At 38.3% G+C, this 11,388-nt stretch carries 11 protein-coding genes; 9 read left to right on the top strand and 2 right to left on the bottom strand.

The features are described from left to right. The 9 genes from Q0465_RS12785 to Q0465_RS12745 all read left to right on the top strand — a co-directional run. The coding region (locus Q0465_RS12785) for an RDD family protein (protein ID WP_298616755.1) at positions 1–659 on the top strand (659 nt) is incomplete at its 5' end. Between the two features lie 22 nt (positions 660–681). Next, a complete protein-coding gene (locus tag Q0465_RS12780) occupies positions 682–1,374 on the top strand; it encodes a hypothetical protein (protein ID WP_298616754.1) in 693 nt (230 codons plus the stop codon). A 45-nt stretch (positions 1,375–1,419) separates the two neighbouring features. Continuing rightward, positions 1,420–2,115, top strand: coding sequence for a hypothetical protein (locus tag Q0465_RS12775; protein WP_298616753.1), 696 nt, complete (start codon positions 1,420–1,422; stop codon positions 2,113–2,115). Between the two features lie 140 nt (positions 2,116–2,255). Next, positions 2,256–2,774, top strand: coding sequence for an RNA polymerase sigma factor (locus Q0465_RS12770; RefSeq protein ID WP_298616752.1), 519 nt, complete (start codon positions 2,256–2,258; stop codon positions 2,772–2,774). Continuing rightward, a complete protein-coding gene (locus Q0465_RS12765) occupies positions 2,755–3,222 on the top strand; it encodes a hypothetical protein (protein ID WP_298616751.1) in 468 nt (155 codons plus the stop codon). The genes Q0465_RS12770 and Q0465_RS12765 overlap by 20 nt, the downstream gene beginning before the upstream one ends. 18 nt (positions 3,223–3,240) lie before the next feature. Then, the gene (locus tag Q0465_RS12760; RefSeq protein WP_298616750.1) at positions 3,241–3,744 is read left to right on the top strand and encodes a DUF4252 domain-containing protein; all 504 of its coding nucleotides are present in this window, start codon (positions 3,241–3,243) and stop codon (positions 3,742–3,744) included. Positions 3,745–3,747: 3 nt separating this feature from the next. Continuing rightward, positions 3,748–4,236, top strand: a complete 489-nt coding sequence (locus Q0465_RS12755; protein WP_298616749.1) for a DUF4252 domain-containing protein — start codon at positions 3,748–3,750, stop codon at positions 4,234–4,236. 448 nt (positions 4,237–4,684) lie between these two features. Beyond that, entirely contained in the window at positions 4,685–6,781 is a 2,097-nt protein-coding gene (locus Q0465_RS12750) for an RNA degradosome polyphosphate kinase (RefSeq protein WP_298616748.1), read from the top strand. A 12-nt stretch (positions 6,782–6,793) separates the two neighbouring features. After that, positions 6,794–7,732, top strand: a complete 939-nt coding sequence (locus tag Q0465_RS12745; protein ID WP_298616747.1) for a Ppx/GppA family phosphatase — start codon at positions 6,794–6,796, stop codon at positions 7,730–7,732. Between the two features lie 270 nt (positions 7,733–8,002). Here the strand turns inward: Q0465_RS12745 and Q0465_RS12740 are convergent, their stop codons facing one another. Together Q0465_RS12740 and Q0465_RS12735 are read right to left on the bottom strand one after the other, a co-directional pair. Further along, entirely contained in the window at positions 8,003–9,925 is a 1,923-nt protein-coding gene (locus Q0465_RS12740) for a hypothetical protein (protein WP_298616746.1), read from the bottom strand. 403 nt (positions 9,926–10,328) lie between these two features. Then, positions 10,329–11,354, bottom strand: a complete 1,026-nt coding sequence (locus Q0465_RS12735) for an endonuclease/exonuclease/phosphatase family protein (protein WP_298616745.1) — start codon at positions 11,352–11,354, stop codon at positions 10,329–10,331. Positions 11,355–11,388 lie beyond the last annotated feature (34 nt).

The following is an 11,388-nucleotide window of genomic DNA, read 5'->3' as shown; positions in this document are numbered from 1 at the left end:
CTATTTATCAGGATAAAGAAAATTACCAACCTTTATTTATAGAACAACTTATGGCAGAAATTGAGGAACGGCAATTGACTGCTGCCCTGGAATTTATTGAAAAACTTCCACAGGTATCAGAAAAAGAATTAGAATATATGTATAAGCATCCGGAAGAATATGCTCCTTTTGTCCTTCCCTATATCCAAAGAGAATGGAATGAACGGGAAAATGCCCTGAAACTCCCTCTTACTTCGTTTTCGTCCGTTCCTTCTCAAACAGAGGATAAAGAAGCTGAGACGGTAGATTCAACCACCCGGCTCAAAGGATATTTTATAGATTTCGTTTTATTTACGCTACTGGAAATTAGTATTTTTTCTTATTTCGAACCGGATGAGGACGATATGACACTATTATGTATAATTACTGTTTTCCTGTATTATTTCTTATTTGAATGGCTGACCTTTGCTACTCCCGGTAAATGGATAGTAGGAACAACTGTTGTAAAAAAAGACGGTAGTAAACCTTCTTTCGGACATATTCTGGGCCGAACAGCCGCCCGCTTTATTCCTTTTGAAGCTTTCACTTTTCTCTTTTATGCCAATTGGCACGATAAGATTTCCGGGACAAAGGTGATTCAAGTAAAAAAGAGACAAACGAAACTTAATCTATACAAATAAATCCATTTTTAATTTGAAAAAGATGAAAACTAGAATCAATTTGAATACGTTGACCAACACAATTATCTGGTCGGTCTTCAGTTTTATTTCATTCCGACTGGCATTGGTAATACTCAATGCCTTTCATAAAAGCGGAAATTACAGTGACTTTATCTCTCTTCACCAGGTACTTTATCCGATTTTTTCAGCAGGTTTTCAACTGTCCAGGTTTCTCATTATAATATTGACTCTCTATTGGATGATCCTGGCCAAAAAACAACTTCAGGGTTTCCTTACCCAAAAGAAACGTTATAAACGCCTGCTTATAACACTTTCGGCTCTTTTCTCCCTCTATTTCTTTTATTTTTACTACAATTACAATTACGCTTCCGACTGGTACGACGCCAATGCCGTACTGATTATGGGATTGGTAACCGCCTATTTTATATTCACACAATTGTTTCAAATTTTTAAATCGTCTTCACTAATTCCTAAAAGTAAAGCTGTTATATATTCCCCTTTCCGGTTTAAAACGATTCTTGGGCTGTGGATTCTTTCCCGGTTATTATCCCGCCTGGCTTATATCCATACAGATGATTATTTTTCCCTTGCCGAAACACTCCTGATTTACGGCATTCAAATCATTGTTCTGTTCTTGTTCGCACAGCTTATTTATCAATATACCGGAATGATTTATCTGCTTTCTTCCGGACACAACCCGCAAAAGAGAAGTTAACAGTACTTTCTCAGAAATAATTATAAACCTTAAAACTAAAATGCAATGAAAACACTGATCCTCTCAGGACTATTATTTTTTTCAATACTCCTCATAGACATTTTTATTTTTATTCCTCTATTATTAATTACTAATTATTATTCTCTTGGTTTTTTATTTGGTTTTATTATTATTTATTTAACTATAGCTGCCATTGTTCTAAACATTAAAATTTTAGAAAAAGCCAGGGAAGATACTTTTTATTCCTTTCTCTATTCCTTTCTTCTTCCCATTTCACTTTTTATTATCTGCTGTTTTTATATGGAAGATGATCCGCATTATCTCTTCTATTCCGAAAACGGTAAACAAGGAATAAAGCATTGGCCGACAAATATTAAATTCTCAGAACCTATTTACGACGATATTTCAGAAAAAATCAGGGTAGTTTCCAACGCTACTTATATGTTCGACATTTATGAACAAAAAGGAGATATTGAGTATTCCAAAGAATTTGTTTTTCTGACAAAGGTATCGGGTCAAACCGGAATCAGGAACATATATAAAGAAATTTTACCTCCTGTTTATGATTCGCTCCAGATTTGTTCTTTGCCTGTAGAGAATCCATATAGCAAGAAAAAAGTCAGTTGCGATTTTATAATCACTTATCTGCAAAACAAATGTGACACTTTAAGTTTTAATAATAATCCCTACCCTATTCTTATTCCATACAAAAAATACGACACCACCCCAATAGATTTGTAAGTATTACACATTAGGGACGTGCCCTAATGTGTAGTTTTTAAAAAATAAAATGCTACTTTTCTCACGAAAAATAAAAATTACACAAAAGGGCACGTCCCTAATGTGTAACTTTTGGGGGAGTGAACTGTCTTATATGTACCATGAAAATAACAGAATTCAAAAATCAGATATTACCCCTGCGGGACAAGTTATTCCGGCTGGCATTACGGATCACTCAAGATCAGGCAGAAGCGGAAGATATTGTACAGGAAGTCATGATGAGGATGTGGAATGGAGAGGAAAAAGGAATAAAAATTGACAATAAAGAAGCTTACTGCTGCACGATGACGCGCAATTTATCACTTGGAAAAATCCATTTGAAAAGTCATCAAAATAAACATTTAGACGATTATATCCATTTAAAAACCCATTCACGCCAACCCGATGAAGAAATCATTCAACAGGATTATCTGCATTTATTACATGAATTAATCCGGCAATTACCGGAAAAACAACGCACAATTCTCCAATTCAGAGATATAGAAGGAATGAGTTATCAAGAAATAGCAAATTGTATGCATATTTCAGAAGAACAGGTAAAGATTAACCTGTTCCGCAGTAGAAAGCACATCAGAGCATTATTTTTAAAAATAGAAAGATATGGATTACAGAAGAATTGAAGATTTATTAGAAAAATACTGGTCTTGCGAGTCTTCTGCCGAAGAGGAAGAAGAACTGAGGATTTTTTTCACTACGCAGGAAGTGCCCGAACCGCTCTCCCGTTTCAAACCCCTGTTCCTCTATCAAGAACAGGAAAAAAAAGTCGGACTGAACAATGATTTCGACCGGAAAATGCTGGAAAAAATTGAACGGCATACAAAAAGACGAATCTCCCCTTTCTGGCAAGTGGCAGCAGGAATTCTTTTATTATTCGGAATTGCCGGTTACTTACGGACGACCGTCCTGCATCACACTTCAGAAATTTCCGATACATTTACTTCTCCTGAAGAAGCCCTGGTACAGGTAAAACAAACGCTGGTACTGGTATCCCTGAAGTTAAACGAAGGGCAGCAAAAGGCAGAACAGAGTATTGAAAAAACAGAAGCCTTAACCAAATATATCAAATAATTATAAAAATCCTTCATCATGAAAAAATTAATCGTATTTATTGTAGCAACCGGGATAAGTATAAGCACTTTCGCCCAAAGTTTTACAGAAAATTTCGAAAACAACCTGACCCAAAAAGAAGATTTTACCGTTGTCAATATCAGTTCTAAAATGTTCGAATTAATGGCTATGGTTACCGAAGAAGATTTGCAACAGATTGTATCGAATCTGAAAAGCATGAAAATTCTGACAACTGAAAAAAATGCTTCGAAATATTACAATGAAGCGGTTCATCTTCTGACAACGAATAAAACGTACGAAGAATTGATGAGTGTACAGGAAAATAATGAATCCGTACGAATGTTCACCCGGGAAGAAAAAGGGAATATTTCAGAATTAGTTATTGCTATATGCGAGCCTCAGGAATTCATTCTCATTGGTTTTAACGGAAAGATCGATCTGAAAGAACTGGCCCGGATCGCGAAAATGGTAGATGTAAAAGGAATGGAACAATTGGAAAAAATAACTCCTCAAAAACAATAAACCATGAAACGTTTCGTTCTGTTTTTTCTGTTAACAATATTATTTTTGACAGGAACGGCCCAAACTCCGGATTTCAATGATATTTGTAAAAAATACAAAAATAAGGAAAATGTCGTAAGCATCCGCATCAACCGTTTTGGTTGTTTTCTCCTGTCCTGCCTCGTAAAAAGTAATTCATCGGAAGACAATATTGCCCAGAATTTTATGAGACAAAGTACGACCTTCCAGCTTTTAATATCGGACAGCAATCATACACAAGCAATAATCGCTGACGTGGACAATTTTATAAAAGAATGTAAATTGGAAGAATTATTGAGTCTAAAAGAGAAAGGAACAGCAATTAAAATTTTGACCCAGTACGGAACTAAAAAGAAAATTCAACAATTATTTATCAGTATTTTACAAAAAGATGAAGAAGCCGTTTTTTTGCAAGTCAAAGGCCATTTTTCGACCGATACGATACTAAAACTGGCAAAAGTTTCCCGTCATTAGAAATTGTTTTCCGGGACCGGCAGTTGGAATCTGCAAAAGGTCCCGGAAAAATTCAGTTATAAACTACAATCAATTATTCCCCCGAAACGGTTTTATTCTTCCCATTTTCAAAAAAACCGGTATCAGTATACTATTGCTTTCCTTTTCCGGGAACCCGTACCTGTCCTCGCCAATTGAAAAGACAGTACGGATTCATCAGCGGACAATAATTTCTTTTTCCGGAAAACCGAAACGAAAAAGAGAGCATTCCCTGTATTTATAAATCCGGAATACAACCGGCATGATTTTTTGTTGTATTTCTCTTATGTAAAAGTAAATAAACAAACAACTCCAAGACTACAAAGAAAACGGTAAAACTCTTTTTTCTTTTAAACGTAATATATACAAAATACTTCCGTAACCTACTCGTTTTAAATTTATCTATCCTATTCAAATCTATGGCCCTCAGATGAAAAAAAATCAAAAATACAGTCCGGAGACTTATATTGAAAGGGACATCAGCTGGATGTATTTTAATCAGCGCATACTGCTCGAAGCGGAGAAGACGTCGGTTCCCCTGCTCGAGCGACTCAGTTTTTTAGGTATTTATTCCAATAATCTGGACGAATTTTTCAGGGTAAGGGTAGCTACCCTCAACCGGATCATCGAATATGAAGGGAAATCAATACGGCAGGAAAAAGCGACAGCTATCCGTACTTTTAAAGAAATAAACCGTTTGAATATCTGTTATTCATCGGAATTTGAAGATACATTCCATACCATTGATAAAACCTTAAAGCAAAACGGTATCTGGTTGTTAAACGAAAATGAACTGAATGCAGCTCAAAAAAATTTTATCTGTAATCTTTACAATAACCGGCTTAATGGCTCTACTACACCCTTATTTATTTCTGATTTCCAGCAATTGAATGACCAGCCGGATGATGCCATTTATCTGGCTATACTGCTTAAATCGAAAAAGAATCCGACCGCTATCCGGGAAAAAATATCGTATGCCTTTATTGAATTACCAGTGAAAGAATATGGCCGTTTTCTACATCTGCCAGATGCTGACGATAAAACCTGCTTTATTTTTCTGGACGATGCCGTACGTTTTTGCTTGCCTTTCATTTTTGAAGGAACTCCTTTCTATGGATTTGAGACTTATACCTTCAAGTTTACAAAAGATGCCGAAATGGAATTAGACACTGATTTGAGGAACAGTGTGATGCAAAAAATCGCCAAAGGGGTAAAAAGCCGTAAGAAAGGGGAACCGATCCGTTTAGTCTACGATGCCTGTATGCCAGCGAATATGCTGAAACATATTGCCCGGATGATCCATATCGATAAGTGGGACACTCAGGTAGCAGGAGGACGTTACCACAACATGAAAGACCTGATGAAATTTCCGGATTGTAACCGCGGTGATTTAAAGTACAAACCTTTATTCCCGCTTTTTAAACCGGAATTCACATGCAACAGCAGCCTGTTTGAAGTCATACGCCAGAAAGACCGCTTTTTACATTACCCTTATCACAGTTTCTCCTCTTTTTTAAGATTATTGCGTGAAGCTGCTATCAGCCAGGATGTCACTGCTATCAAAATGACCCTTTACCGGCTGGCAAAGGATTCGCAAGTCATCCAAACTTTGATATGTGCAGCCCGTAATGGCAAGAAAGTTACAGTAGTAATTGAACTACTGGCCCGTTTTGATGAAGCTTCCAATATCAGCTGGTCGAAACAGATGCAAGACGCCGGAATACGGGTTGTTTTCGGAGTAGAGGGATTAAAAATACATTCCAAGTTACTTTTTATCGGAAATAAAAAAGGAGATATCGCTTGTATAAGTACAGGCAATTTTCACGAAGGGAATGCAGCCCGCTATACTGACGTCACCTTGTTTACCGCCCGTAAGAAACTTGTTCAGGAAGTAAATTCCGTATTCGCATTTATCGAAAAACCTTATGTTCCTGTACGTTTCCGCGAATTACTGGTTTCCCCAAACGATATGAGAAAACAACTGATCAATCGGATCGACCGTGAAATTAAAAATGCCCGGGCACAAAAAACAGCTTATATCTTAGGCAAAGTAAATCACATCACTGATAAAATAATCATTGAAAAATTATATGAAGCTTCTGCAGCCGGAGTAAAAATCGACTTACTTGTACGCGGGAATTGTTCCCTGGTGACAGGCCTGTCAGGAATAAGCGGGAATATCCGGATTAATGGTATTATCGACCGCTATTTGGAACATTCCCGCATTTTCATTTTTGCCAACGGAGGCCGTGAAATTTATATTTTAGGCTCTGCAGACTGGATGCCCCGTAATTTTGACAACCGCATAGAAGTCATGGCCCCTGTATATGATAAAAATATACAGGCAGAACTCAAAAGAATCATCGAATACGGGTTACGGGACACTTATCAGGGACGGAATGTAGACGGAAGCGGACAAAATCTTCCCTGGACCCTCTCTTCAGGAGAACCTTTACGGTCACAAACAGCCTTGTACGAATATTATTCGGAACAAGCGGGTCCTCAGAACAAACAATGTCAATTCTAAAACAATATTCCTATGAGTAAAACAAATTACGCCGCTATCGACATCGGCTCCAATGCAGTACGTTTATTGATAAAAAGTATTAACCCGGAAGCGGATAATCCGGTATTCAGCAAAGAACAATTAATCCGTGTCCCTTTACGTCTGGGAGAAGATTCTTTTTCAAAAGGGGAAATATCAGCAGAAAAAGGCAAAAAATTACACCGTCTCATCAAAGCTTACCGGCAATTGATGAAAATATATGAAGTTAAAAATTATCGGGCCTGTGCCACTTCTGCCGTACGGGATGCAGCTAACGGAAGTACACTGATCAAAAGTATTTCCCGGAAAACCGGGATCCGGATTGAAATCATTAACGGAGAAGAAGAAGCCCGCCTTATCTACGACAACCATATCGAAGAAATACTCGACAAGCAAACAAATTATATCTATGTAGACGTAGGAGGAGGTAGTACTGAAATCAGCCTGATCAGTGAAGGGAAACTGAAAAACTCCCGTTCCTACAATATCGGTACGGTACGTCTTCTGGAAGGTACAGTGAAAAAAAGTACGACTGCCCGGCTCCGCCGCGATCTGACAAAATTTGCAGCACTTTATCCAAAGCTCCGCATAATCGGTTCCGGAGGAAACATTAACAAGCTATTCCGTTTGGCAGATATTTCCATTAAAAACAATGTCGAATTACCCGTTGAAAAACTCCGGAAAATCAATGAAACACTTAAAACATTCAGTACCGAGGAAAGAATACCGGCATTCAATTTACGCCCCGACCGGGCAGATGTCATCACTCATGCCGCCGATATATTCCTGAAAGTAGCGACATATACAGGAGCTACGATCATTTTAGTTCCGACTATCGGATTAGTAGACGGAATCATCGACAGCCTTTACGCCCAAGATATTAAAAAAGAAGAAACCAATGACGAACATCTCCGGAAAACACCTGTTTCCTGATTCTGTTAGCCGGATCTTTCCGGATTTCAGAGCATGTGAAATATACCGCATCTTAACAGCACATAAACAAAGGCCGAATCAAAATCAACAGTTTATGTATCAGAAATGGCCAAACCTGTTTTCCTCACTTCTTCTAATTCAATAATGCCGGCACCCGTAAAAAATAAAATAATTTTATCCCACAACAGGCGGGGTCCGATAAAACCGGACCCCGCTTAGTTTTTCATTTATTTCTAAACATTAATACATTCTAAAAGGTACAAATACTTATCACTTTTCTTCTTCAAAAACTGCTTTTGCAAACAGAAGTAATCCGGAATCCCAAACAGCTATCCAGTTTTTAGCTTTCAGTTGATTATAAATTTGGATATATTGATTGAGATTCAGAAGAATCATATCGTAATCCGAAGAATTAATATCTGTTGTAATACCGCGTAATACAATTATTCCGGAAGACAGATTTTTTCTATTTTCCAAAGTGCTGCATGCTGCATTTAAATATTCTCCCTTATTGTCCCCCAAACCACCGTTTATAAGATATCCCCGGGCAGAGGAAAGATAAATGTACTCCAAATGAGGAAGACCACTGAAATCGATATGCTTGATCCGCGTATTTTCTAAACTAATCTCTTTCAGGTTACTGCAATTTTTGATGGTAATTCCCGGGCCGTGCAGGTCACTCAACGAATAATATTCTTCTGCATGTTTTGGCCATTCCGTGTTAGAAACATTTATAGCTGACCATTCTGCAAGCGGTCCTGTTGCCTGATAATACCCCTCCTCTCCGGGAGTATGAGCAACAGTTGTTTGTAACGGACCGCTCAGTGTAGCCGGTTTATGAATATACATGCTTGTAGCAAAAATCTCCAGGTTTTTACATTCCTCCAAGGTCACTCTGGAATCCAAAGTTCCCACCAGATAAAGTTCCTTCAGGTTATTGTAACCTTTAAAATTAAAATGCTGGCTCACAAAACCGTTTCCTCCGATAATACGAATATATTCCAGAGCCTTATTCAGTAATTTTATATCAAAATTACTAGCCCCGACTCCTTTTGTCAGGTCGAATTTTGTCAAAGCCATACTTTCTGCAGGAGCTTCCTGTCCCCAGTCCAAAAACTCTGCAATGATAATTCTGCGCTCTTTACTTTCGGCAAAAGTATGAGTAGCTGTAAAAGTATACTCTGCCGATGTACCCATAGGCATATAATAATTAGTTGCTTCCTTGGCATCCTGATCCCAAATGACTGCAATATTTTTAGTCGTTGTCAATGTAAATTCAGGAGTTGTACCTGTATAATCGAATTCGATTAATTTCAAATACCTGTCCTCCGGATAGAATTCTCCCAAAGTAGGCCCGTAGATTTCCTGAATGAACTCCTTGTCCTGGGCAGAAAGCTCCCATTTAAATTCATCTGAGAATAGGATGGGCGGAATGTTACGTGCAATCATCTCATATAAAGGCCACGTCATTACCGATTCCGGATCGTAAGCTTTCGTCTTGTATATCTGGGAAGTCTGGTTCTGAAGCGGTTCCAATAAAATCTTTCTCAACTCCTCCCAGGTAATATAATCTTTCAATTCATTTTCCCAATACTGCTGGATCTTCGCCTCATCCACATTGCCATTCTCATCGACAATCCAGCCCGGATCAAAGTCGGGATGACGGAATTCCAGCTCCAGACCGAGCACCTGCCCGAAAGCCCTCAATACATCACTGCATTTGAGTTGATTGGCACAACGCCTCCACCGTGCAAAATGAACTGTAGGTTCCTGCTGCCGATCATACACTTGCAAATGATCAGTCCCCGTTAACGCCCAACTCGACATCATGCCCGGAACATAATCAAAACCTACCCGAATCAAAGCATCCTGATCTCCCGCCACAAAAGTAAACCGGACTCCCGCCACTTTTTCCCACTCCCTTACCAGTCTCTCAACCAGCGCTTTATAATTATCTGAACCGTTGAGGAACTTTACCGTAAGACCTGTCTCCGCCATCGACTTTTGCCAGACTTTTTGTGCATTTGCTACCCCACGCGTTCCCGGAGCCAAATTCTCCAAACGAGCCATTCCGTAAAAATGCGGAACAAAAGCCGTATTTTCATCCTCCGTCTGAACCGGTACAGGACTTTCGTCATTGCTACAACTACCAAGCAGGAGCAACAACACAGTTACTAACCATAATTTTTTCATAGCCACGCTTTTTAATTAATAACTTATATTTTATTATTATTCAATGAAAACCAAATAAAATATTATACTATTTTAAAACAGTTTAAATATAATAAAATTAAATTATAATTCAAAATATTAAATTAATTTTTTAAATTTTAATATATTTTTCACAAATGACATAAAGTAAAAAGATAATTAAAATGAAAGGATACTCAGAGAAGTAAAGCAAATATAAAACTCCCGATATCTCCGTCTTATTATTTCTATCCGTTGGAGCTACCTGTAAAGACTTCACCGGCAAACGAACTTTCGCTTGGGGTTTAGTTTTTATCAAAACCCTTCAGTTCGTTTACCAGCGAAATATAATATTGTTTCCGGTAAGAAGTGTTTCTTCCTTTTTAAAAGGTTTTTCCATTCTCCCTCACTGAATTTCTTTTACGAAATACACCAATGAGGGGAAATGATCGCTAAATCCATTCTGAAAAGTCGAACCGGAAAATGTCCGGAAAGGGTAACCTTTATATTTTCCTTCTTTCTGTATCAGAAAATCCCGGTTAAAAATTTCCACCTTCCAGAATTTTAAAGTGGAATAATCTTTTCCCAACAATCCGTAAGACAAAATTTGCTGGTCGAAAAGATTCCACTTATCCTGATAGCAAAGCGAACCTATTCCTTTATCCCATAAGGCCCAGGTAGCATTATATAAACCGCCCGGTTCAACCTGATTCTGTTTTTTACGGGCTTTCAATACTTCCCGGCAACTTTTATCTCCCGGATCGTCATTGAAATCTCCCATGATTACAATTTTTGCATGAGGATCAATCCGGTAAAGAGAATCTACTATATGCAGTGTAATAGAAGCTGCATATTCCCGTAAGGGGGAAGATTTATCCCCCCAACGGGAAGGCCAATGGTTTACGATGACATGAAAAGCTTCTCCGGCTAAAATCCCGCTAACCAATAATTGGTCACGGGTTCTGAACGTAGTATCTGCCGGCAAACGATAAGGATACACCCGGGAAGAAGTCAGATGAAATAATTTCGGATTATACAATACTGCCACATCAATCCCCCTTCGATCAGGTGAATCGTAATGCACAATTTCATATCCGATTTTGGCTAATTCACCGGTCTTTACCAAATCCTCGAGTACCCCGCGATTTTCCACTTCCCCTACTCCGAGCACCGCCGGTCCTGCAGGACAATATTCCCGCGCTAAACGGGATATAACATACGAAAGTCTGGCTAATTTCTGTCTGTATTTTTCCGGAGTCCAGTTATAGGCCCCCGCAGGAGTGAAATCCCCGTCCGCTATTCCTTTTTCATCTCTGGTATCAAATAAATTTTCCAAATTATAAAACCCGACGGCATAAACGCCCAATTTGTGCTGTGCAAATAAAGGAAGTGTTATAAATAACAATCCTATCAGATACAGATACTTCTTCATAGCGAATAATATTACAGAAAATAAATCCCGAAGT

Source organism: uncultured Odoribacter sp. (genome assembly GCF_937966165.1).
GTDB lineage: Bacteria > Bacteroidota > Bacteroidia > Bacteroidales > Marinifilaceae > Culturomica.
The sequence above is the reverse complement of the archived record's forward strand: the minus strand, read 5'-3'. Positions and strand labels throughout refer to the sequence as shown.

Coding starts and splice junctions, on each gene's coding strand:
- Q0465_RS12760 (WP_298616750.1), top strand. CDS start 3,241: ATGAAAAAATTAATCGTATTTATTGTAGCAACCGGGATAAGTATAAGC.
- Q0465_RS12735 (WP_298616745.1), bottom strand. CDS start 11,354: ATGAAGAAGTATCTGTATCTGATAGGATTGTTATTTATAACACTTCCT.
- Q0465_RS12755 (WP_298616749.1), top strand. CDS start 3,748: ATGAAACGTTTCGTTCTGTTTTTTCTGTTAACAATATTATTTTTGACA.
- Q0465_RS12740 (WP_298616746.1), bottom strand. CDS start 9,925: ATGAAAAAATTATGGTTAGTAACTGTGTTGTTGCTCCTGCTTGGTAGT.
- Q0465_RS12780 (WP_298616754.1), top strand. CDS start 682: ATGAAAACTAGAATCAATTTGAATACGTTGACCAACACAATTATCTGG.
- Q0465_RS12770 (WP_298616752.1), top strand. CDS start 2,256: ATGAAAATAACAGAATTCAAAAATCAGATATTACCCCTGCGGGACAAG.
- Q0465_RS12765 (WP_298616751.1), top strand. CDS start 2,755: ATGGATTACAGAAGAATTGAAGATTTATTAGAAAAATACTGGTCTTGC.
- Q0465_RS12750 (WP_298616748.1), top strand. CDS start 4,685: ATGAAAAAAAATCAAAAATACAGTCCGGAGACTTATATTGAAAGGGAC.
- Q0465_RS12775 (WP_298616753.1), top strand. CDS start 1,420: ATGAAAACACTGATCCTCTCAGGACTATTATTTTTTTCAATACTCCTC.
- Q0465_RS12745 (WP_298616747.1), top strand. CDS start 6,794: ATGAGTAAAACAAATTACGCCGCTATCGACATCGGCTCCAATGCAGTA.